This window comes from Pseudomonas sp. GL_103 (assembly GCF_057835175.1).
In genome coordinates, this window is record NZ_CM174420.1 from 2,048,352 (window position 1) to 2,070,426 (window position 22,075).

At 61.0% G+C, this 22,075-nt stretch carries 16 protein-coding genes; 6 read left to right on the top strand and 10 right to left on the bottom strand.

From position 1 onward, the window contains the following. Window positions 1–7: 7 nt before the first annotated feature. The 3 genes from AC3IP0_RS09355 to AC3IP0_RS09365 all read right to left on the bottom strand — a co-directional run bounded on the left by AC3IP0_RS09355 (window position 8) and on the right by AC3IP0_RS09365 (window position 3,341). Complete coding sequence (locus AC3IP0_RS09355) at window positions 8–1,219, bottom strand: nitrate/nitrite transporter (RefSeq protein ID WP_489327211.1); 1,212 nt, start codon at window positions 1,217–1,219, stop codon at window positions 8–10. 319 nt (window positions 1,220–1,538) lie between these two features. Further along, window positions 1,539–2,114 carry an ANTAR domain-containing response regulator gene (locus tag AC3IP0_RS09360; protein WP_150671837.1) on the bottom strand — a complete coding sequence of 192 codons (576 nt, stop codon included), beginning with the start codon at window positions 2,112–2,114 and terminating at the stop codon, window positions 1,539–1,541. A 15-nt stretch (window positions 2,115–2,129) separates the two neighbouring features. Continuing rightward, on the bottom strand, window positions 2,130–3,341 hold the full coding sequence (locus AC3IP0_RS09365) for a CmpA/NrtA family ABC transporter substrate-binding protein (RefSeq protein ID WP_489319021.1): 1,212 nt from the start codon (window positions 3,339–3,341) through the stop codon (window positions 2,130–2,132). A gap of 228 nt (window positions 3,342–3,569) precedes the next feature. Between AC3IP0_RS09365 and AC3IP0_RS09370 the strand changes: the two genes are divergently transcribed. Next, on the top strand, window positions 3,570–4,589 hold the full coding sequence (locus AC3IP0_RS09370) for a quinone-dependent dihydroorotate dehydrogenase (protein ID WP_008048626.1): 1,020 nt from the start codon (window positions 3,570–3,572) through the stop codon (window positions 4,587–4,589). Window positions 4,590–4,812: 223 nt separating this feature from the next. Here the strand turns inward: AC3IP0_RS09370 and rmf are convergent, their stop codons facing one another. Then, a complete protein-coding gene (rmf, locus tag AC3IP0_RS09375; RefSeq protein ID WP_003223300.1) occupies window positions 4,813–5,028 on the bottom strand; it encodes a ribosome modulation factor in 216 nt (71 codons plus the stop codon). Between the two features lie 530 nt (window positions 5,029–5,558). Between rmf and rlmKL the strand changes: the two genes are divergently transcribed. Further along, entirely contained in the window at window positions 5,559–7,829 is a 2,271-nt protein-coding gene (gene rlmKL, locus AC3IP0_RS09380; RefSeq protein ID WP_489319022.1) for a bifunctional 23S rRNA (guanine(2069)-N(7))-methyltransferase RlmK/23S rRNA (guanine(2445)-N(2))-methyltransferase RlmL, read from the top strand. 142 nt (window positions 7,830–7,971) lie between these two features. Then, window positions 7,972–10,371: a sensor domain-containing diguanylate cyclase gene (locus AC3IP0_RS09385; protein WP_489319023.1), complete on the top strand. Its 2,400-nt coding sequence runs from the start codon at window positions 7,972–7,974 to the stop codon at window positions 10,369–10,371. 124 nt (window positions 10,372–10,495) lie between these two features. On the opposite strand, the gene dacB is transcribed toward AC3IP0_RS09385, so the two are convergent. After that, window positions 10,496–11,956: a D-alanyl-D-alanine carboxypeptidase/D-alanyl-D-alanine endopeptidase gene (gene dacB / locus AC3IP0_RS09390; protein ID WP_489319024.1), complete on the bottom strand. Its 1,461-nt coding sequence runs from the start codon at window positions 11,954–11,956 to the stop codon at window positions 10,496–10,498. 234 nt (window positions 11,957–12,190) lie between these two features. Here dacB and AC3IP0_RS09395 point away from each other — a divergent pair, with 234 nt between their 5' ends. Continuing rightward, window positions 12,191–12,535: a YggL family protein gene (locus AC3IP0_RS09395; RefSeq protein WP_489319025.1), complete on the top strand. Its 345-nt coding sequence runs from the start codon at window positions 12,191–12,193 to the stop codon at window positions 12,533–12,535. A gap of 59 nt (window positions 12,536–12,594) precedes the next feature. Here AC3IP0_RS09395 and AC3IP0_RS09400 read toward each other — a convergent pair whose 3' ends face one another. Next, complete coding sequence (locus AC3IP0_RS09400; RefSeq protein ID WP_489319026.1) at window positions 12,595–13,785, bottom strand: benzoate/H(+) symporter BenE family transporter; 1,191 nt, start codon at window positions 13,783–13,785, stop codon at window positions 12,595–12,597. A gap of 293 nt (window positions 13,786–14,078) precedes the next feature. Here AC3IP0_RS09400 and AC3IP0_RS09405 point away from each other — a divergent pair, with 293 nt between their 5' ends. Next, window positions 14,079–14,843: a GntR family transcriptional regulator gene (locus AC3IP0_RS09405; RefSeq protein WP_489319027.1), complete on the top strand. Its 765-nt coding sequence runs from the start codon at window positions 14,079–14,081 to the stop codon at window positions 14,841–14,843. A 142-nt stretch (window positions 14,844–14,985) separates the two neighbouring features. Here the strand turns inward: AC3IP0_RS09405 and guaD are convergent, their stop codons facing one another. The 4 genes from guaD to xdhA all read right to left on the bottom strand — a co-directional run bounded on the left by guaD (window position 14,986) and on the right by xdhA (window position 21,138). Beyond that, window positions 14,986–16,290 (bottom strand): guanine deaminase, encoded by a 1,305-nt coding sequence (gene guaD / locus AC3IP0_RS09410; protein WP_489327213.1) that lies wholly within the window; start codon window positions 16,288–16,290, stop codon window positions 14,986–14,988. 7 nt (window positions 16,291–16,297) lie between these two features. After that, the gene (gene xdhC, locus AC3IP0_RS09415; RefSeq protein WP_223542336.1) at window positions 16,298–17,155 is read right to left on the bottom strand and encodes a xanthine dehydrogenase accessory protein XdhC; all 858 of its coding nucleotides are present in this window, start codon (window positions 17,153–17,155) and stop codon (window positions 16,298–16,300) included. A 136-nt stretch (window positions 17,156–17,291) separates the two neighbouring features. Continuing rightward, window positions 17,292–19,691 (bottom strand): xanthine dehydrogenase molybdopterin binding subunit, encoded by a 2,400-nt coding sequence (gene xdhB / locus AC3IP0_RS09420; protein WP_489327214.1) that lies wholly within the window; start codon window positions 19,689–19,691, stop codon window positions 17,292–17,294. Continuing rightward, entirely contained in the window at window positions 19,684–21,138 is a 1,455-nt protein-coding gene (xdhA, locus tag AC3IP0_RS09425; protein ID WP_489319030.1) for a xanthine dehydrogenase small subunit, read from the bottom strand. Before xdhA ends, xdhB begins: the two co-directional genes overlap by 8 nt. A 277-nt stretch (window positions 21,139–21,415) precedes the next feature. Here xdhA and AC3IP0_RS09430 point away from each other — a divergent pair, with 277 nt between their 5' ends. After that, window positions 21,416–22,075 carry a GntR family transcriptional regulator gene (locus tag AC3IP0_RS09430; RefSeq protein ID WP_489319031.1) on the top strand — a complete coding sequence of 220 codons (660 nt, stop codon included), beginning with the start codon at window positions 21,416–21,418 and terminating at the stop codon, window positions 22,073–22,075.

Sequence of the window (22,075 nt, forward strand, 5' to 3'; positions counted from 1 at the left end):
TGAGGCCTCAGACCCGCGCAGCCGTCACGGCGGCCGAACCCCAGGTGGTTCTCCAGCGACGTTTCACGCCGTGCAGACCGAACCAGGCCAGAACGCCGAGGCTGGCGAATAACCACAGCGCCAGTTGATAGCTGCCGGTGCTTTGCTTGATCGCGCCCATGCCGGCCGCGAGGGCAAACCCACCGATGCCGCCGGCCATGCCGATCAGGCCGGTCATCACGCCGATTTCCCGGCGAAACCGCTGGGGCACCAACTGGAATACCGCGCCATTGCCTGCACCCAGACCGAGCATCGTGCAGACGAAAAGTGCCAGTGCAGCGTAGGAGCTCGGCAGGTTGAAGCCAACCACGGCAATGCAGGTCGCCGCGACGGTGTACATCGCCAACAGGGTCCGAATGCCGCCGAAGCGGTCAGCCAGCGCGCCACCCAAGGGGCGCATCAGGCTGCCGCCGAACACGCAGGCAGCGGTGTAGTAGCCGGCAGTCACCGGATTCAGGCCGTACTGGTCGTTGAAATAACCGGGCAGGGCGCTGGCCAGGCCGATGAATCCACCGAACGTCACGCTGTAGAAAAACATGAACCACCAGCTGTCACGATCACCCAGGGCCTTGAAGTAGTCGGCCATGGATTTGGCTTTTGGCCGCTCGGGGGCATTGCGGGCCAGCCAGGCGAAGACGATCAGGGTCAGGATCAACGGAATCAGGGCAAAGCCGAACACGTTGCTCCAGCCAAACGCCGCCGCCAGCACCGGAGCGATCAATGCGGCGAGCACTGTGCCCGAGTTACCCGCGCCGGCGATGCCCATGGCCTTGCCTTGATGCTGCGGTGGATACCACTGCGAGGCCAGAGGCAGGGCGACGGCGAAGGAAGCGCCAGCCATGCCGAGGAACAGGCCCAGCAGCAAGGCTTGCTCGTAGCTGTGGATACCGAGTTTCCAGGCGCCGAACAGGGCGCAGATCACGATGACCTGACCGATCAGGCCGGCGGTTTTTGGCGACAGGCGATCAGCCAGCATCCCCATCACGAAGCGCAACACCGCCCCGGCCAGAATCGGCGTGGCGACCACCAGCCCCCGTTGCTGCGTCGTCAGGTGCAAGTCGGCGGCGATCTGCACCGCCAAAGGTCCGAGCAGGTACCAGACCATGAAGCTCAGGTCGAAATAGAGGAAGGCTGCGAACAATGTAGGTGTATGGCCGGATTTCCAGAAGCTTGAATTCATCGCGCACCTCAGCTGTGAAGAGTCTCGAAAGGAGTCATGAGCTTGCAGGTGGGGCGCCGATACGGCCGCACCACCGGCCCCGTGCTGTGGGGCCAAAACGAAAAAACGCCGCCACCCGATCCGCCAAGGGCAAATGAGGTGAGCGACGTCTTTGTCGTAGGTGGGGCAACCGCCGTTGGTTACCTGTGGTGATTACCTAGCCAGATCTGTGCCATATCGGAAATTTGTGTAAAGCAAAAAGATCGCAGCCTTCGGCAGCTCCTACAGGAGAATGTGTGCATCCCGTAGGAGCTGCCGAAGGCTGCGATCTTTATGTTGTTCAACCCAACAGTTCGCTCATGGCAATAATCTGCTCCGCCACTTGAATCAGCTTCTGCTGGCGGCTCATTGCCTGGCGGCGCATCAGTGTGTAGGCCTCTTCCTCGTTGCAGTCCTTCATTTTCATCAGCAGTCCCTTGGCCAGTTCGATGCGCTTGCGCTCGGCCAATTGCTGGTCCCGGGCATGCAGTTGGGCACGCAAGGCCTGGTCGCTTTCGAAGCGTGCCATGGCCACGTCGAGAATCGGCTGCAGGCGTTGTGCGTGAATGCCTTCGACGATGTAGGCGCTGACCCCGGACTTGATCGCCTGTCGCATCACATCGGGGTCGTGTTCGTCCGTGAACATCACAATTGGTCGTGGCTGGTCGCGCGTCACCAGCACCACTTGTTCCATGACATCACGGCCCGGTGACTCGGTATCGATCAGAATCACATCCGGACGCACCGTTTCGACGCGTTCGGGCAAGTCGATGGTCAGGCCGGACTCATCGATCACTTCGAATCCGGCCTCGGTCAGGGCGGCCTTCAGGCGTCCGACTTTCCTGGCGGTGTCGTTGATCAGCAGGATACGCAGCATGTTCGTGGTCTCCTGTCAGCGGCTGGCGGATCGGTGCGAGCTGTCGCTCATGGCGTGCAGTTTGAAACTGCGGGCATAACCGGCCGGGTCCGAGCCGTCCCAGATTTTGCCGTCGATCAATTGACTGCTGCGCATTTGCTCGGCTGATGAAGCGACGCCGACGGCACGGGCGGCTTCACGGTAGAGGTCCAGTTGCTGGACCTGCCGGGCCACTGCGAGATAGTCCGGGTCATCGCGCAACAAGCCCCAGCGGCGGAACTGGGTCATGAACCACATGCCGTCGGACAGGTACGGCAGGTTGACCTCGCCATCCCCGTGCAGGCTCAGCGCGTGGGGGTCTTGCCAGCGGTGGCCAAGGCCGTCGGCGTATTCGCCCAGCAGTCGTGGTTCGATGCAGTCCAGTGGCGCGTCAAGGTACTGCGCGGCACTGAGCAATTGTGCGGTACTGCGGCGATTCTCGGTGCTTTCTTCGATGAAACGGCTGGCTTCCAGAACCGCCATCACCAACACCCGGGCGGTATTGGGGTATTGCTCGACGAACGCACGGGTGCAGCCGAGGACCTTTTCCGGATGATCGGGCCAGATGGTCTGGGTCGTGGCCAGGGTGAAACCGAGGTCCTGTTGCACGGCGCTGGCGGACCAGGGTTCGCCGACGCAGAAGCCGTCGATACGCCCGGCCCGCAGGTGCGCGACCATCTGCGGCGGCGGTACCACCACGCTGTCGACATCCAGCAGTGGGTGAATGCCCTGGCTGGCGAGCCAGTAATAAAGCCACATGGCGTGGGTGCCGGTTGGAAACGTCTGGGCGAAGGTGAGTTTTGAGCGAGTTTGGTGCACGTGTCGATCCAGTGCTTCAGGACTGGTCACTCCAAGCGCTTGCAAACCGCGGGACAGGTTGATGCTCTGGCCGTTCTGATTCAGGCCCATCAACACGGCCATGTCGGTCGCGGCCACGCCACCGATACCCAGGTGAACGGCGTAAATCAGACCGTAGAGGCTGTGGGCGGCATCGAGTTCGCCGCTGACCAGTTTGTCCCGCAGGTTGGCCCAGGACGATTGACGCTTGAGGTTCAGGGTCAAGCCGTGGGGCTGGGCGAAGCCCTGGGTGGCGGCGACAACCACCGAGGCGCAGTCGCTCAGGGCCATGAAGCCGAGATTGATTTCGGTTTTTTCCGGGGCATCGCTGCCATTGACCCAGGCCAGGGGGCCGGCTGACGGTTCGTTCATCGCATGTTCACCTTGCAAAAAAAACGTCGTCCCGAGTTCTTGCATGAGCAGGCCGGGGACGACGCCATTGTCTTTGCACACATTCGGTCGTTGGCATGGGTGCTGGTGCCCAGAGTGGTGCAAGGCATATGCCATTATCCGTTGATTTGATCACGCGCCTCGCTTGCCACCCTGTTGCCCGGCTATAATCGCCACCTCAATTCGCCGCCAATCGAGTCAAATCCGCCCATGTACACCCTGGCCCGTCAGCTGTTGTTCAAACTTTCCCCGGAAACCTCCCACGATCTGTCCCTGGACCTGATCGGCGCGGGCGGGCGTCTTGGGCTCAACGGCTTGCTGTGCAAGGCCCCGGCGAAGCTGCCGGTGAATGTCATGGGCCTGGACTTCCCGAATCCGGTGGGGCTGGCCGCCGGCCTGGACAAGAACGGCGCGGCCATCGATGGTTTCGCCCAGTTGGGTTTCGGTTTTGTCGAAATCGGCACCATCACGCCGCGTCCGCAGCCGGGCAACCCGAAGCCACGTCTGTTCCGTTTGCCGGAAGCCGAGGCGATCATCAACCGCATGGGTTTCAACAACCTCGGCGTCGATCACCTGCTGGCCCGCGTGGCGGCGGCCAAGTACAAAGGCGTGCTGGGCATCAACATCGGCAAGAACTTCGATACGCCGGTCGAGCGTGCCGTGGACGACTACCTGATCTGCCTGGACAAGGTCTACGCCCACGCCAGCTATGTGACGGTCAACGTCAGTTCGCCGAACACGCCGGGCCTGCGCAGCCTGCAATTCGGTGACTCGCTCAAGCAGCTGCTGGCCGATCTGGCCGAGCGCCGCGCGGAACTGGCATTGCGTCATGGCAAACATGTACCGCTGGCGATCAAGATCGCGCCGGACATGAGCGACGAAGAAACCGCACAAGTTGCGCAAGCGCTGATCGAAACCGGGATGGATGCCGTCATCGCCACCAACACCACCCTGAGCCGCGTAGGCGTCGAAGGCATGGAGCATGGCGAAGAAGCCGGCGGTCTGTCCGGCGCGCCGGTTCGTGACAAGAGCACCCACACCGTGCAAGTGCTGGCGTCGGAGCTGGGCGGACGTTTGCCGATCATTGCGGCGGGCGGCATTACCGAAGGCAAGCACGCGGCCGAGAAAATCGCCGCAGGCGCGAGCCTGGTGCAGATCTATTCGGGCTTCATCTACAAAGGCCCGGCGCTGATTCGTGAGTCGGTAGACGCTATCGCAGCGCTACGCTGAGCCCCTGTAGGAGCTGCCTAAGGCTGCGATCTTTTGATTTTAGAAATCAAGGTCAAAAGATCGCAGCCTTCGGCAGCTCCTACAAGGTAATGGGGGATATGGGACAGGCATAAAAAAGGGCTCCAAAAAGGAGCCCCTGGGCCGGAGCCCGCCGTCCGGATGGGACGTGCGTGGTTAATTCAGTACAAATCAGATTGTCGTGTCGGAGTGTTGTGCCCTGTAATTAGCCGACGGCGTGAAGTTCGTTGAGTCTGTGGATTCCCGCAGTGCCGGTCATACCGTCCCAGTTGTCGCCGCGTCCTTCTCGCCAGCCGTTGATCCAGGCTTGACGTACCGACGGTAGAGTAAATGGGCAAAGCTCACGGGATTTACCACCAACGCCATATTGATATCCGCGCAAAAATGCTCTTTCCAACGGATCACGCTTAAGTCTTCTCATAGGGTGTTGCCCTCACTTGTTGACTGTATTTATCGCGTCGACCTCTATTGAGGTCTGGCAGAAAAACTCTGCCGTTGGGGGCTCGTTGCCGGCGTGACGAGCCAAGGTGTTGGCGTCATTGCGGCGCCAACCTGTATTGAGTTCTAACCAATGCGTCACATCGAGGGAATGATCGTTTTGTCATAAGGACGTAACCATTCATGTGCTAACGCCATAAGTAACAGAGCGTTTGTAGCGTATTTATTGGCCAAACCCCGGTATGATCGGCCCTGCGCTTGATGATGGGCTTAATCCTTTACTGAGAATGGCTCCCGTTGCCGGGAAGCACTATTCGACGAAGGGTCGACTTATGACATTTTGTTGCATCAACTTTTTTATCTGTCCTTGCATCTAAGCTCATTTAACCCGGGCAGCAGGGGTGGAACGGCACACCTTCGTGCCACGCGGGCGTTCTTCGAGAAAAGCGCCTGATTGAAAACCGGACCGGCAATGCGTTGCCCGGTCACTCAGCTAAAGGTTCTGGAATTCCCATGTCCGATCGTTTCGAACTCTTCCTCACTTGCCCAAAAGGCCTTGAAGGCCTGCTCATCGAGGAAGCCGTCGGGCTTGGCCTTGAGGAAGCGCGCGAGCACACCTCTGCCGTGCGCGGCATGGCCACCATGGAAACCGCTTATCGCCTGTGCCTGTGGTCGCGCCTGGCCAACCGCGTGCTGCTGGTGCTCAAGCGTTTCCCGATGAAAGACGCCGAAGACCTGTACCACGGCGTGCTGGACATCGAGTGGCAAGACCACATGCTCAATGACGGCACCCTGGCCGTCGAATTCAGCGGCCATGGCTCGGGTATCGACAACACCCACTTCGGCGCGCTGAAGGTCAAGGACGCCATCGTCGACAAACTGCGCACCCCGCAGGGCGACCGCCCGTCCATCGACAAGCTCAATCCGGACCTGCGCATTCACCTGCGCCTGGACCGTGGCGAAGCCATTCTTTCCCTCGACCTGTCGGGCCACAGCCTGCACCAGCGCGGCTATCGCCTGCAGCAAGGTGCGGCACCGCTCAAGGAAAACCTCGCGGCCGCCATCCTGATCCGTTCCGGCTGGCCACGTATCGCGGCCGAAGGCGGCGCACTGGCTGACCCGATGTGCGGTGTCGGTACCTTCCTGGTCGAAGCGGCGATGATCGCCGCCGACATCGCACCGAACCTGCGTCGCGAGCAGTGGGGTTTCACCGCCTGGCTCGGTCACGTGCCGGCGCTGTGGAAAAAATTGCACGAGGAAGCCTCCGAACGCGCAGCGGCCGGCCTGGCCAAGACACCGTTGTGGATCCGCGGCTACGAAGCCGATCCACGGCTGATTCAACCGGGCCGCAACAACGTCGAGCGTGCCGGCCTGAGCGAGTGGATCAAGATCTACCAGGGCGAAGTCGCGACTTTCGAGCCGCGCCCGGACCAGAACCAGAAAGGCCTGGTCATCTGCAACCCTCCGTACGGCGAGCGTCTGGGCGATGAGGCGAGCCTGCTCTACCTCTACCAGAACCTCGGCGAGCGCCTGCGTCAGGCCTGCCTGAACTGGGAAGCAGCGGTGTTCACCGGCGCGCCAGACCTGGGCAAGCGCATGGGTATCCGCAGCCACAAGCAGTATTCGTTCTGGAACGGCGCCTTGCCGTGCAAGCTGCTGCTGATCAAGGTGCTGCCGGATCAGTTCGTCACCGGCGAGCGTCGTACTCCGGAACAGCGCCAGGTCGAGCGCGAGCAAGCCGCCTACGATCAGGCGCCGAACGAACCGCAGGAACGCAAGTTCAACAAAAACGGCAACCCGATCAAACCGACGCCGGCACCGGCTCCGGTGGTCGAGCAGCCGCGGCTGAGCGAAGGCGGACAGATGTTCGCCAACCGTCTGCAAAAGAACCTCAAGGCCCTGGGCAAGTGGGTCAAGCGTGAAGGCATCGACTGCTACCGCGTGTACGATGCCGACATGCCGGAATATTCCATGGCCATCGACCTGTATCACGATTGGGTCCACGTCCAGGAATACGCCGCGCCGAAATCCATCGACCCGGAAAAGGCCTCGGCGCGCATGTTCGATGCCCTGGCGGCGATTCCGCAGGCGTTGAACATCGACAAGAGCCGCGTGGTGGTCAAGCGCCGCGAGCGTCAGAGCGGCACCAAGCAGTACGAGCGCCAGGCGGCACAGGGCAAGTTCGTCGAGGTCAATGAAGGCGGGATCAAGCTGCTGGTGAATCTCACCGACTACCTCGACACCGGTCTGTTCCTCGACCATCGTCCGATGCGCATGCGTATTCAGAAAGAGGCGGCCGGCAAGCGCTTCCTCAATCTGTATTGCTACACCGCGACGGCCAGTGTGCATGCGGCCAAGGGCGGCGCGCGCAGCACCACCAGCGTCGACCTGTCGAAAACCTATCTGGACTGGGCGCGTCGCAACCTGTCGCTGAACGGTTTTTCCGACAAGAACCGCCTGGAGCAGGGTGATGTGATGGCGTGGCTCGAAGCCAGTCGTGACGAGTACGACCTGATCTTCATCGACCCGCCGACATTCTCCAACTCCAAGCGCATGGAAGGTGTCTTCGACGTGCAGCGTGACCAGGTGCAGTTGATCGATCTGGCCATGGCGCGGTTGGCACCCGGCGGCGTGTTGTACTTCTCCAACAACTTCCGCAAGTTCGAACTGGAAGCCAATCTCGGCGAGCGTTATGCGGTCGAGGAGATCACCGCCCAGACCATCGATCCGGATTTTTCCCGCAACGCCAAGATCCATCGCGCCTGGAAAATCACGGCTCGTTGACTTTGATGTGGCTGGATCCACAGAGCCTTGATTTTTAAAGGCTCTTGGATCCCATCAGTGCTGGTCAAATTAGTGGCTAATAGCTATAACTCAACTCAAGGCCAAAGGGCTTTCCCGCACCTGGCGTTTTGAGTTGCGTTCTATGTCGTTGCACGCCGTGCGCCCCAAGATCCTGGGAATTATCAGCGAAGATGCCTCGGCCTGGTTGGTCGCGCTGCTGATATTGCTGGTCGGCGGGGTGCTCACCGGGTTGCTGGCGTGGTCGACGCAGAATCTGTTTCACCATCAATTGCGGCAACGTTTCCAACTGCTGGCCAGTGAACGTTACAGCCGTATCGAAGAGCGTTTCGAAGATCAGGAGCAGCGTCTCGACGGCCTGCGCCGGTTTTTCGCCAATTCCGATTCGGTTTCCCGAGCGGAATTCGACGGCTACACCCAACCTTTGTTGCTGCGAACCCAGGCTTATTCCTTTGCCCAACGGGTCACTCGTGACGAGCGGGCGGCGTTCGAGCGTCGGGTGCGTGACGAAGGCTTGAGCAGCTTCACCCTGAGAGAACTCAACGCCGCCGGCCAATTGCAACTGGCCGGCGAGCGAGATGAGTACGTGCCAGTGCTGTATAGCCAGACGCAAAGCAAGCTCGGCGCTCCCCTCGGTTACGACTTGCTGGCCCAGCCGCTGCGGCGTGCCACGCTCGATCGGGCCGATCAACATGGCGGCATGTCGGTGTCGCAACCGATGCATCTGGTGAGTATCGAGCCGGCTTATGCGCGCGGCGTGCTGCTGGTCGCGCCGGTCATACAGCGCAACAGTCAGGACCACAAAGCCGCGAAGCCCTACGGTTATGTCATGGCTGTGATCAGCATGCGCCAGTTGCTGGCGGACGGACTGCCGGACGCCAGCCATGACTATCTCTCGGTGCGCATTCTCGATTTGTCGATCGATGATCAGCACGAGGTGCTGTTCGAGTCACCCAACCCGCCGGCCATCAGCGAGCTGTCCGCCACGCGCCTGTTGCGCATGGCCGACCATGATTATCAAGTCGATATCCAGCCCAGCGACGCATTCGTGAAGGCCAACCATTCCTCCGTGACCAGTGTGGTGGTGTTGGGTGGATTGCTCAGCGTGATGCTCAGTGCCTTGCTGTATGTGTTGGTCAGTCAGCGGCAGCGGGCGTTGAAACTGGTCGAGCAACGCACCCAGGAACTGCGCGATCGAGAACTGGAACTTCGTGGCACCCATGGTCAGTTGCGTGGCGTGCTGAATGCCGCCACCCAGGTCGCGATCATCGCCACCGACCTGCGCGGCGTCATCAGCACCTTCAACGCCGGTGCCGAGCAGATGCTTGGCTATACCAGTGCCGAAGTGGTCGGCCATATGACCCTGGAGAACCTGCACCTGCCCCGGGAGCTGATTGCTCGCTCGGCAGAGTTGAGCGCGCGCTATGGCAAACCGGTGCCGACCTGCCAGGCGATGCTGGTTGAAGGCGACGCGGAGGGCGACCACGAGGCGCGGGAGTGGACGCTGGTACGCGGCGATGGCAGCCATTTGATGGTCAACATGCTCGCCACTCCGGTGCTCGACGAGCAAGGCCTGTGGGTCGGGCACCTGGCGGTGTGCATAGACATCACCGAACGCAAACGGGTCCATGAGGCACTCGCGGCGCGGGACCTGTTGTTGAAGAAACTCAGCGCCCACGTACCCGGTGGCATCTACCAGTTCAAGATGGAGTTCGACGGACGCTTCAGCGTGATCTATGCCAGCGACGGCATTCGCGAGATCTACGAGCTGGAACCTGACGTGCTGCTGCACAATGCCGAAGCGATCTTCACCCGGATTCATCCCCAGGACACCACCCGTGTCCGCGCCTCGATCCGTGCCTCGGCCGACACCCTCAGCCCCTGGCGCGAGGAATACCGCGTGCAATTGCCGCAACGCGGTCTGCGCTGGGTGCGTGGCGAGGCCACGCCGGAGGAACTGCCCGGTGGCGGTGTGCTCTGGCACGGCTACATCTCGGACATTTCCGATATGAAGCGGGTGGAGGAGGAACTGCGCGCGTTGTCGGTCACTGATTCGCTGACCGGTATCCACAACCGCCGTTATTTCCAGGAACGCCTGACCATCGAAATGGCCCGGGTGGAGCGCGGTGGCGGGGATTTGTCGGTAATCATGCTCGATATCGACCATTTCAAGCGCATCAATGACCTGCATGGCCATGCCATCGGTGATCGGGTGTTGCAGGCCGTGTGCCAACGGATCGGCCACCGGCTGCGTCGCACCGATGTGTTCTGCCGCTTGGGCGGTGAGGAGTTCATGGTGCTGTGCCCGGATATCAGCGGCGAGCATGCCTATATGTTGGCCCAGCAATTGTGGCAAGGCCTGCGCAGTTCACCCATTGAAGGTGTCGGTACGGTCACCGCCAGTTTCGGGATTGCCAGTTGGCGGGTCGGGGAGGGCGCCGATGCCTTGCTGTTGCGCGCGGATTCGGGGGTTTACGCGGCGAAACAGGCAGGAAGGGATCGGGTTGAGGCAGAGCTGAATTAGACGGGCAGTCCACTGACCCTGTGGGAGCGAGCTTGCTCGCGATGGCGGTCTGTCAGTCACATCAATGCTGACTGAACTGTCGCAATCGCGAGCAAGCTCGCTCCCACATGGGACTGCGTTGTGCTTAAAGTACCGAAGCCGTCTGCGGCAGTTTCGGTTGGCGGTACAGGTCCAGCAGCACCTGATCGAGCACTGAAGAGGCGCCGAACGGGGCCTTGTCGTTGAGGATCGCCACCACCGCCCAGGTGTTGCCGTTGACGTCGCGACTGAAGCCGGCAATCGCCCGCACGGTGTTCAGGGTGCCAGTCTTGACGTGGGCTTCACCGCGCATGGCAGTGGTCTTCAGGCGTTTGCGCATGGTGCCGTCGGTGCCGGCAATCGGCATCGAACTGATGTATTCGGCGGAATACGGGCTGTGCCACGCAGCTTCGAGCATCGAGGCCATTTCCCGGGCGCTGACGCGCTCGGCACGGGACAGGCCGGAGCCGTTTTCCATCACCAGGTGCGGTGCGGTGATGCCCTTTTTCGCCAGCCACTGACGCACGACACGCTGGGCGGCCTTGGCGTCGTCACCATCGGCATCGGTGCGGAAGCGTTGGCCGAGGCTCAGGAACAACTGCTGGGCCATGGTGTTGTTACTGTACTTGTTGATGTCGCGGATGATTTCCGCCAGGTCCGGCGAGAACGCCCGGGCCAGGACCTTGGCGTCTTTCGGTGTAGGCGCCAGCACATCCCTGCCCTGAATGCTGCCACCCAGTTCCTTCCAGATCGCGCGGACGGCGCCGGCGGTGTAGGTCGCGTGGTCGAGCAGCGACAGGTAAGTCTGCGAACTGCAGCCTTCGCCCAGCTGACCGCCGACCGTCACGGTCATACTGCCGTCGGCCTGTGCCACCGGGTTGTAACGCACGCCACCGGTGCATTGCTTGGAATTGAGGGCCTTGACCTGGTTGTCGATACGGATGCTCGCAATCGGCGGTTCCACCGAGACCAGCACCTTGCCCGAGTCATTGCGCGCGACGAAGCGTAGCGCCTTGAGGTTGACCAGCAGCGAGTCGGGCTTGACCAGGAACGGCTTGTTCTCGTCGTTGCCGTCGTCATTGAACTCCGGCAGTTGCGGTTGCACGAAGAAGGTTTTATCCAGCACCAGGTCGCCGGTGACCTGGGTCACGCCATTGGCGCGCAGATCGCGCATCAGCAGCCAGAGTTTTTCCATGTTCAGCTTCGGATCGCCGCCACCCTTGAGGTAGAGGTTGCCGTTGAGAATGCCGCCACTCAAGGTGCCGTCGGTGTAGAACTCGGTTTTCCACTGGTGGTTCGGGCCGAGCATTTCCAGCGCCGCGTAGGTGGTGACCAGTTTCATGGTCGACGCCGGGTTGACCGACACGTCGGCGTTGAACACCGTCGCGGTGCCGGGGCCGGTGAGCGGGATCATCACCAGCGACAGGGCGTTGTCCTGCAACTTGCTGGCTTTCAGGGCTTTTTCAACGCTGGGCGACAACGCAGTATTGATTGGGGCGGCGGAAACGGAGAGGGCCAGGGGGAGAAGAAAGCCGGCCAACAGCAATGGACGCAAAGATTTGATCATCTGAAATAAAACCCTACAGCCGAGGGGAAATAAGACGAGGGCATGGAGATAAATTCCCTCAATGGTCATGAAAGTGTCGGCATTATGCCCCAAGGTGTCACAGCTTGTGCCGTACGCTGTTCGTCTAATCGGCTATTTTTTTACCGACGGTAGGCGTGGTGGCCCAGAGAGTCAGGCAATCGGCGGCTTAAACTGCTAAAGTGCCGCCCGTTATTACTTAAGAGGATTGTTCCAATGGCGACTAACCGTTCCCAGCGTCTGCGCAAAAAACTGTGCGTCGATGAATTTCAAGAGCTGGGTTTCGAACTGAACCTGGATTTCAAAGAAGATTTGGCTGATGAAGCCATTGATGCTTTCCTCGATGCGTTCCTCAAAGAAGCCATGGAAGCCAACGGTCTGGGTTATGTTGGCGGCGACGACTACGGTCTGGTTTGCCTGCAGAAGCGTGGCTCGGTCAGCGCTGAACAGCGCGTTGCCGTTGAAGCCTGGCTCAAAGGCCGCACCGAGCTGACCAGCGTTGAAGTCAGCCCGCTGCTGGACGTCTGGTACCCGGAAAAGCCGATCAATCCGGTAGCTTGATGTTCTAAAAAAACGGCGACCCAAGGGTCGCCGTTTTTTTATGCCCGGTTTTGTGTATTTCAGTCCTTGCGCCCGTTCAGAATCACCAGCGTCACCACTCCCGCGACAATCCCCCAGAACGCCGAACCGATGGAAAACAGCGTCAGCCCCGATGCCGTGACCATGAAGGTGATCAGCGCCGCTTCACGTTCCTTCACTTCGCTCATGGCGATGCTCAGGCCGTTGATGATCGAGCCGAACAGCGCGAGCGCCGCAATCGACAGCACCAGTTCCTTGGGCAGCGCGGCAAACAATGCCGCGAGCGTCGCGCCGAACACGCCGGCGATCCCGTAGAAAATCCCGCACCAGACCGCAGCGGTGTAGCGTTTGTTGCGATCCTCATGGGCGTGGGGTCCGGTGCAGATCGCTGCGCTGATCGCCGCCAGGTTGATCCCGTGGGAGCCGAACGGTGCCAACAGCAAACTGGCGATACCGGTGGTGGTGATCAGCGGCGAGGAGGGCACCGTGTAACCATCGGCGCGCAGTACGGCGATGCCGGGCATGTTTTGTGAGGTCATGGCGACGACAAACAGCGGGATGCCGATGCTGATGGTCGCGGCCAGGGAGAAGTGCGGCGTGGTCCAGACCGGCGTGGCCACTTCCAGGTGGAAACCGCTGAAGTCCAGCAGCCCCATGAAGCCTGACAATGCCGTGCCGATCAGCAATGCAGCCAGCACCGCATAGCGCGGCGACAAGCGTTTGACCACCAGATAGCTGACAAACATCCCCAGTACCAGGGCGGTGCGGTGTTGCGCCGCGACGAAAATCTCGCTGCCGATCTTGAACAGGATCCCCGCCAGCAGGGCGGCGGCCAGGGATGCCGGAATCTTTTTCACCAGCCGTTCGAAGCTGCCGGTCATCCCGCAAATCGTCACCAGCACCGCGCAGGTGATGTAGGCGCCGATGGCTTCGCCGTAGCTCACGCCGCCCAGGCTGGTGATCAGCAGCGCGGCGCCGGGGGTCGACCAGGCGATGGTGATCGGCGTGCGATAACGCAGGGACAGGCCAATGGAGCACACCGCCATGCCGATGGAAATCGCCCAGATCCACGAAGAAATCTGCCCGCTGCTAAGGCCCGCGGCTTGCCCGGCCTGGAACATCAGCACCAGGGAGCTGGTGTAGCCGGTCATCATGGCGATGAAGCCGGCGACGATGGCCGAGGGCGAGGTGTCGGCCAGCGGGCGGATTTGCGTGTGGGTGGCGTCGTTCATGACGGTGGTGTTCCTTTTACAGATGAAGATGTCCGCTGCAACGAGATCCCTGTGGGAGCGAGCAAGCTCGCTCCCACAGGGATCTCGTTACGAAGGCGGATTCTGCGAACAAGCCTAAACTCAAAAGTAATCAGGCGTTGCAATACAGCCGAGGCAACATTCAGCCGTACAGTCGTGTTGCCACCTTCCATTGTGTACAATCGCAGTGTTTTTTACGCGATACTTGCCAGCGACCCACTGTGCCGTATTACAGTCGCGGTCAATTCGCCGCAGTTCTTCCGACTCGAGTGCCCATGAACGAACAGTTGCAACCCCTAAAGAAACAACCGCGAGCAGGCAAAGCCGGCCGCAGCGGTACCCAGGACGATATTGTCTACGCGCATATCTTCGAGGCCATCCTCGAGCAGCGTCTGGCGCCCGGCACCAAGTTGAGCGAAGAAGCGCTGGGGGAAATTTTCGGGGTCAGCCGCACCATCATTCGCCGCGCCTTGTCGCGCCTGGCCCATGAAGGCGTGGTGTTGCTGCGTCCGAATCGCGGCGCCGTGGTCGCCAGCCCGAGCGTCGAGGAAGCCCGCCAGGTGTTCATGGCCCGCCGTCTGGTGGAGCGAGCGATCACTGAGCTGGCCGTTCAGCACGCGACCGCCGAGCAGATTGCCGAATTGCGCCAGATGGTCAACGACGAACGCGACAGCTTCTCTCGTGGCGATCGTGGTGCCGGTATCCGCTTGTCGGGCGAGTTCCACCTGAAACTGGCCGAAGCTGCGAAAAACGCCCCGTTGATCAGCTTCCAGCGCAGCCTGGTGTCCCAGACTTCGCTGATCATCGCCCAGTATGAAAGCGGCAATCGTTCCCACTGTTCCTACGACGAGCACACCCAGTTGATCGACGCCATCGAGAAGCGCGACGTTGAACTGGCGGTGAACCTGATGATGCATCACATGGATCACATCGACAGCAAGCTCAACCTCGACGAGGAAAGTGCTTCGGATGATCTGCATGCGGTGTTCTCGCATTTGCTGCAGACCAAAAAGCCTGGGCGATCGACCGCGAAGCTCTGATAGAAAAAGATCGCAGCCTTCGGCAGCTCCTACAAGGGTATGCGTACGCCTGTAGGAGCTGCCGAAGGCTGCGATCTTTTTTCAGGCAATAAAAATCCCCCGGGCTGAAAAGCTTCGGGGGATTTTTTATGCCCGGAAGAACTTAGCGCTGATGCACCAGATTCCCCGCCGCATAGGTCTGTTGAACAGTCCGGTCATCCCCCAGGGTCATCAGCACAAACAACGTCTCGGCGATGTTATTGGCCTGCTTCAGGCGATAGCCCAGCAGCGGCGTGGCGTTGTAGTCCAGCACCAGGAAGTCGGCGTCGGTGCCCGGTTGCAGGTTGCCGATCTTGTCTTCCAGGCGCAGCGCGCGGGCGCCGCCGAGGGTGGCCAGGTACAGCGACTTGAACGGGCTCAGGCGCGCACCTTGCAGTTGCATGACCTTGTAGGCTTCGTTGAGGGTTTGCAGCAGCGAGAAACTGGTGCCGCCGCCGACATCGGTGCCGATACCGACGTTGAGGTTGTGCTTCTCGGCCATCGGCAGGTTGAACAGGCCGCTGCCGAGGAAGAAGTTCGAGGTCGGGCAGAACGAGATGGCCGAACCGGTTTCTGCCAGTCGCGCGCACTCCTCATCGCACAGGTGCACACCGTGGGCGAACACCGAGCGCTCGCCGAGCAACTGGTAGTGGTCGTAGACGTCCAGGTAACCCTTGCGCTCCGGGAACAGCTCCTTGACCCACTCGATTTCCTTGAGGTTTTCGCTGATGTGGGTCTGCATGTACAGATCCGGGTATTCGGTCAGCAACTGGCCGGCCAGGGTCAGCTGTTCCGGGGTGCTGGTCGGTGCGAAGCGTGGGGTGACCGCGTAGTGCAGGCGACCCTTGCCGTGCCAGCGCTCGATCAGTACCTTGCTTTCGACGTAGCTGGATTCGGCGGTGTCGGTCAGGTAGTCCGGGGCGTTGCGGTCCATCATCACCTTGCCGGCGATCATCCGCAGGTCTAGCTGCTCGGCGGCTTCGAAGAACGAGTTCACCGATTGCGGGTGCACGCTGCCGAATACCAGCGCAGTGGTGGTGCCGTTGCGTAGCAGTTCCTTGATGAATATGTCCGCGACCTGGTCGGCGTGGGCCTTGTCGGCGAACTGGCTTTCGCACGGGAAGGTGTAGGTGTTGAGCCAGTCCAGCAACTGCTCTCCATAGGCGCCGACCATGCCGGTTTGCGGCAGGTGGATGTGGGTGTCGATGAAGCCGGGGGTGATCAGTGCATCCTGGTAGTGGGTGATTTCGACGTCAGCCGGCAGGGTCGGCAGCAGTTCGCTGGCGTGGCCCAGGGCGCTGATCTGGCCGTTATCCACAATCAGCAAGCCGTCTTCGAAATACTCGTAGGAGGCTTCGATGCCCACGATGGCTGGGTCGGCGATGCTGTGCAGGATGGCGGCGCGGTAAGCTTTGCGAGTCAAAGGCATGAGATTCTCAGTTCGAGGCTTTCAAGTTTGCGGTTTGGCTGCGGCGCGAGGCGGGCAGCAGTTTGGCAATCGGCTCGGCGCTGGAGGTTTGCTGGCCGAAATTGGCGTTATAGGTGGCGATGATTTCGCCAGCGATGGAGATGGCGATTTCCACAGGCAACTTGCCTTTGACTTCGCCGATGCCCATCGGGCAGCGCATGCGTTGCACGACGCTGTTGTCGAAACCGCGGTCGCGCAGGCGATGTTCGAACTTCACCCGTTTGGTCTTCGAACCGATCAGGCCGAAGTAGGCGAAGTCGTTGCGCTTGAGGATCGCAGCGGTCAGTTCGAGGTCGAGTTGATGGTTGTGGGTCATCACGATGCAATAGCTGCCGGCCGGCAGATCATCGATTTCATCCACCGGTTCTTCGCTGACGATCTTGCGCACGCCATGGGGGATCTGCTCGGGGAATTCATCTTCCCGCGAATCGATCCAGCGCACCCGGCAAGGCAGGCTTGCCAGCAGCGGCACCAGGGCGCGGCCGACGTGGCCGGCACCGAACACGGCGATCTGCGCTTGAACCTGGCCCATCGGTTCGAACAGCAATACCGTGGCGCCACCGCAGCACTGGCCGAGGCTGGCACCGAGGCTGAAGCGCTCCAGATGGGTATCCTGCTTGCCGCTGGCGAGCATCTCGCGGGCGATCTTCATGGCCTTGTATTCCAGGTGCCCGCCACCGATGGTGTCGAAGCTCTGGTTCGCGCTGATGACCATCTTCGAGCCAGCGTTGCGCGGCGTCGAGCCGAGCTCTTCGATGATGGTCACCAGCACGCAGGGCTCACCCCGGTTTTGCAGGTCGGCGAGGGCGTCGATCCAGTTGTACATGTTCACCTCGACATCTCTGTTGTCTGTACCGGCCTCTTCGCGAGCAAGCCCGCTCCCACATTGGATTTGTACAGGTCCATCAGTCAGTACATAACCCTGTGGGAGCGGGCTTGCTCGCGAAGGCCGCACCTCGGTCTTAGAGCGAAGCCAACTCGGTCTCCGCCTCGACAGCCTTCGCCGCCTTCAGCTGGCGCATCTGCTCACAGCCCCACAACACCCGCTCCGGGGTCGCCGGGGCGTCGATTTTCGGCTGATGTTTGTAATCGCCCAGGCTCGCCACGGCGTCCTTGATCGCACACCACGAGGCGATGCCGAGCATGAACGGCGGCTCGCCCACGGCCTTGGAATGGAACACCGTGTCTTCCGGGTTCTTGCGGTTTTCCACCAGCTTCACCCGCAGGTCCAGGGGCATGTCCGCCACGGCCGGGATCTTGTAGCTGGCCGGGCCGTTGGTCATCAGCTTGCCCTTGTTGTTCCACACCAGTTCTTCCATGGTCAGCCAGCCCATGCCCTGGATGAAACCGCCCTCGACCTGACCGATGTCGATGGCCGGGTTCAGCGAGGCGCCGACGTCGTGGAGGATGTCGGTGCGCAGCATCTTGTATTCGCCGGTCAGGGTGTCGACCAGCACTTCGCAGCACGCCGCGCCAAAGGCGAAGTAGTAGAATGGACGGCCGCGAGCCTGGCTGCGGTCGTAGTAGATTTTCGGGGTCTTGTAGAAGCCGGTGCTCGACAGCGACACCTGGGCGAAGTACGCCTGCTGGATCAGTGCTTCGAAGGTCAGGATGTGATCGCGGACCCGCACGTGGCCGTTGTGGAATTCCACGTCTTCTTCGCTGACCTTGTACTGGCGAGCCGCGAATTCCACCAGGCGTTGCTTGATGGTTTCGGCGGCGTTCTGTGCGGCCTTGCCGTTCAGGTCGGCACCGCTGGAAGCAGCGGTCGGCGAGGTGTTCGGTACTTTGTCGGTGTTGGTCGCGGTGATCTGTACGCGGTCCATTTCCACCTGGAACACTTCGGCCACGACCTGCGCGACCTTGGTGTTCAGGCCCTGGCCCATTTCGGTGCCGCCGTGGTTGAGGTGGATGCTGCCGTCGGTGTAGACGTGCACCAGGGCACCGGCCTGGTTGAGGAAGCTGGCGGTGAAGGAAATGCCGAATTTCACCGGGGTCAGCGCCAGGCCTTTTTTCAGGATCGGGCTGTTGGCGTTGTAGCGACGGATCGCTTCGCGGCGCTCGGCGTACTGGCTGCTTTCTTCCAGTTCCGCAGTCATCTCTTCGAGCATGTTGTGCTCGACGGTCTGATAGTAGTGAGTGACGTTGCGCTCGGTCTTGCCGTAGTAGTTGGCCTTGCGCACGGCAAGCGGATCAAGGACCAGATGGCGTGCGATGGCATCCATCACCTCTTCGATGGCGACCATGCCTTGCGGGCCGCCGAAACCACGGTAGGCGGTGTTCGACGCGGTGTTGGTCTTGCAGCGGTGACCGTTGATGGTCGCATCGCCCAGGTAGTACGAGTTGTCCGAGTGGAACATCGCGCGGTCGACGATCGACGCCGACAGGTCAGGCGAGCAACCGCAGTTGCCGGCCAGTTCCAGGTTGATGCCGTGCAGGCGACCAGTGCTGTCGAAGCCGACGTCGTACTCGACATAGAACGGGTGACGCTTGCCGGTCATCAGCATGTCTTCGACCCGCGGCAGGCGCATCTTGGTCGGCTGGCCGGTGAGGTGGGCGATCACCGCGCACAGGCACGCCGGGCTCGCCGCCTGGGTTTCCTTGCCGCCGAAACCACCGCCCATGCGACGCATGTCGACGACGATCTTGTTCATCGACACGTCCAGCACTTCGGCCACCAGCTTCTGCACTTCGGTGGGGTTCTGCGTGGAGCAGTAGACGATCATGCCGCCGTCTTCGGTCGGCATCACCGAAGAGATCTGGGTTTCCAGATAGAAGTGTTCCTGGCCGCCGATGTGCAGCGTGCCCTGGATGCGATGTTCGGCAGTGGCCAGCGCCGTGGCCGAGTCGCCGCGCTGATGGGTGTGGCTGTCGAGTACGAAGTGGCGCTTGCGCAGGGCTTCGACCACGTCCAGAACAGGTTCCAGGTCTTCGTATTCGATGATCGCGGCCATGGCCGCCTTGCGCGCGGTTTCCAGGTCTTTCGCCGCCACGGCGATCACCGGTTGACCGACGAATTGCACGGTATCGATCGCCAGCAGCGGATCGCCCGGCAGCAACGGACCGATGTCTTTCAGGCCCGGCACGTCTTCGTGGGTGATGGCGATGCGCACGCCTTCGAAGGCGTAGCAGGGCGAGGTGTCGATGCTGATGATCCGGGCGTGGGCACGGTCCGACATGCGCGCATAAACGTGCAACTGGTTCGGAAACTCCAGGCGATCGTCGATGTATTGCGCTTCACCGGCCACATGCTTGGCGGCGCTGTCGTGCTTGACGCTGCGCCCGACACCGGTGCTCAGGTCCTTGGCGAACAGTTCAGCCAATTCGGCTTGGGTCTTCTCTACGGCGTGATGATTAGACATAAGCGGTCACCCGAGTCTCGATGTGCGGTGTTTGCAGTTCGATGAAGTATTTGCGCAGCAGGTTCTGCGCGCTGAGCAGGCGATATTCCTTGCTGGCGCGGAAGTCCGAGAGCGGTGTGAAGTCTTCGGCCAGGGCAGCGCAGGCGCGTTCAACGGTGGCGTTGTTGAATGGCGAGCCGAGCAGCGCGGCTTCGCAGGCTGCGGCACGTTTCGGGATGGCGGCCATGCCGCCGAAGGCGACGCGGGCTTCAGCGACTACGCCGTTTTCCAGACGAATGTTGAAGGCGGCGCAAACTGCCGAGATGTCATCGTCCAGGCGCTTGGAGACCTTGTAGGCGCGGAACAGTTTTTCGACGCTGGCGCGCGGCACGATGATCTTCTCGATGAACTCGCTTTCCTGGCGCGCCGTGACGCGGTAATCGATGAAGTAGTCTTCCAGCGCCAGGGTGCGGCGGGTTTCGCCTTTGCACAGCACTATTTGCGCGCCGAGGGCGATCAGCAGGGGCGGCGAGTCACCAATCGGCGAGGCGTTGCCGATGTTGCCGCCCAGGGTGCCCTGGTTGCGGATCTGCAAGGAGGCGAAGCGGTGCAGCAATTCACCGAAGTCCGGGTACTCGGCGTTCAAGGCCTCGTAGCAATCGGACAGGGACGTGGCGGCGCCGATTTCCAGGCGATCGTCAAAACGGTCGATGCGCTTCATCTCGGCGACGTTGCCGACATAGATCATCACCGGCAGGGTGCGGTGGAACTGCGTGACTTCCAGCGCCAGGTCAGTACCGCCGGCCAGCAGGCGGGCCTGTGGATAAGCGTCGTAGAGATCGGCCAGGTCGGCCACGGTCAGCGGCACCAGGCAGCGTTTGTCGCCGCTGTTGAGTTCGCCGATATCGGTCGGGGCAATGGCTTTGAGGCGCGCGATGGTGTCGGCCTCGCGGGCGTCGAACTGGTCCGGCTGCTTGCCACAGCAGGACTGTTCGGCGGCTTCCAGGATCGGCCGGTAGCCAGTGCAACGGCAGAGATTGCCGGCCAGTGCTTCGTGGGCCTTGGCATGATCCGGTGCATCGCTGTTCTTTTGCAGGGCAAACAGCGACATCACGAAACCGGGGGTGCAGAAGCCGCATTGCGAGCCGTGGCACTCGACCATGGCTTTCTGCACGCTGTGCAGTTCACCCTTGTGCTTGAGGTCCTCGACGCTGATCAGTTGCTTGCCGTGCAGGGACGACACGAAGGTCAGGCACGAGTTGAGGCTGCGATAGCGAATGTGTTCGCGGCCGTCATCATCGGTCTGCAATTCGCCGACCACCACGGTGCAGGCGCCGCAGTCACCGCTTGCGCAGCCTTCTTTGGTGCCGGGCTTGCCCACATGGTCGCGCAGATAATTGAGCACGGTCAGGTTCGGGTCCAGGGCGTGCTCGCTACGGAGTTCCTGGTTTAGTAAAAACTGGATCACGGAAGGCCTCGCAGACTCATTATTGTTGTTAACCGATAGGAACTGAATTTAGCAGGTCTGACTTTTCGGTCAATGATTTTCTGACTTAAAGGTCAGGAAATTGCAATTTGTCGATTAACCACCTGTTCCTTAATTATTGTCGCTGGTTCGTTAGCCTGCCTTTTTGCTTGAATTGGCTTGAATCGTGCCAAAAACCTCCGGGCGGGCACTCCGCCCTGACGCAGCAATTGCGCTACACTGCGCCGCTTGTACAGATCAAAGAGTTTGAAGGACAACCATGACGTTCAAGGCGCCGGACAGCCTCGCCGAGCAAATCGCTCACCACCTCGCCGAACGCATCATTCGCGGCGAAATGAAGCCCGGGGAGCGCATCCAGGAACAGAAGGTCACGCTGGCCCTCAATGTCAGCCGTGGTTCGGTCCGCGAGGCCTTGCTGATCCTCGAGCGTCGGCACCTGATCGCGATCCTGCCGCGACGTGGCGCCCATGTCACCGAACTCACGTCGCACAAGGTGCAGAGCCTGTGCACGCTGATGAGCGAACTCTATATCCTGCTCGGTAACTCCGTGGCCAGCGGCTGGAAAACCCAGGCCGACATGGCGCCGTTCGTGCAGATCCAGCAACGCCTGACCGCCAGCTACGAGCGTCAGGACATCCGCACTTTCGTCGACGACAGCTTCAATGTGATGCGCGCCGCGTACCCGTTCGCCAACAACCCGTACTTGCAGGAGACAGTCGAGAATCTGCAGCCGGCCATGAGCCGTGCGTATTTCCTCGCGCTGGATCAGCGCAAAGCGTCGATGAGCGAATTCCTCGAGCTGTTCGAACGCTTGCTCGCAGCCGTGCTGGCTCGTGACTTTGCGCAGATTCGCGTGGTGCTGACGGCTTACGCCCAGCGCAGTTGCGATCTGGTGATCTCCGCCTTGACGGACGCCTGA

Coding starts and splice junctions, on each gene's coding strand:
- dacB (WP_489319024.1), bottom strand. CDS start 11,956: ATGATCAAATCTTTGCGTCCATTGCTGTTGGCCGGCTTTCTTCTCCCC.
- AC3IP0_RS09360 (WP_150671837.1), bottom strand. CDS start 2,114: ATGCTGCGTATCCTGCTGATCAACGACACCGCCAGGAAAGTCGGACGC.
- xdhB (WP_489327214.1), bottom strand. CDS start 19,691: ATGTCTAATCATCACGCCGTAGAGAAGACCCAAGCCGAATTGGCTGAA.
- AC3IP0_RS09405 (WP_489319027.1), top strand. CDS start 14,079: ATGAACGAACAGTTGCAACCCCTAAAGAAACAACCGCGAGCAGGCAAA.
- AC3IP0_RS09370 (WP_008048626.1), top strand. CDS start 3,570: ATGTACACCCTGGCCCGTCAGCTGTTGTTCAAACTTTCCCCGGAAACC.
- AC3IP0_RS09430 (WP_489319031.1), top strand. CDS start 21,416: ATGACGTTCAAGGCGCCGGACAGCCTCGCCGAGCAAATCGCTCACCAC.
- AC3IP0_RS09365 (WP_489319021.1), bottom strand. CDS start 3,341: ATGAACGAACCGTCAGCCGGCCCCCTGGCCTGGGTCAATGGCAGCGAT.
- AC3IP0_RS09355 (WP_489327211.1), bottom strand. CDS start 1,219: ATGAATTCAAGCTTCTGGAAATCCGGCCATACACCTACATTGTTCGCA.
- AC3IP0_RS09385 (WP_489319023.1), top strand. CDS start 7,972: ATGTCGTTGCACGCCGTGCGCCCCAAGATCCTGGGAATTATCAGCGAA.
- AC3IP0_RS09395 (WP_489319025.1), top strand. CDS start 12,191: ATGGCGACTAACCGTTCCCAGCGTCTGCGCAAAAAACTGTGCGTCGAT.
- rmf (WP_003223300.1), bottom strand. CDS start 5,028: ATGAGAAGACTTAAGCGTGATCCGTTGGAAAGAGCATTTTTGCGCGGA.
- guaD (WP_489327213.1), bottom strand. CDS start 16,290: ATGCCTTTGACTCGCAAAGCTTACCGCGCCGCCATCCTGCACAGCATC.
- xdhC (WP_223542336.1), bottom strand. CDS start 17,155: ATGTACAACTGGATCGACGCCCTCGCCGACCTGCAAAACCGGGGTGAG.
- rlmKL (WP_489319022.1), top strand. CDS start 5,559: ATGTCCGATCGTTTCGAACTCTTCCTCACTTGCCCAAAAGGCCTTGAA.
- AC3IP0_RS09400 (WP_489319026.1), bottom strand. CDS start 13,785: ATGAACGACGCCACCCACACGCAAATCCGCCCGCTGGCCGACACCTCG.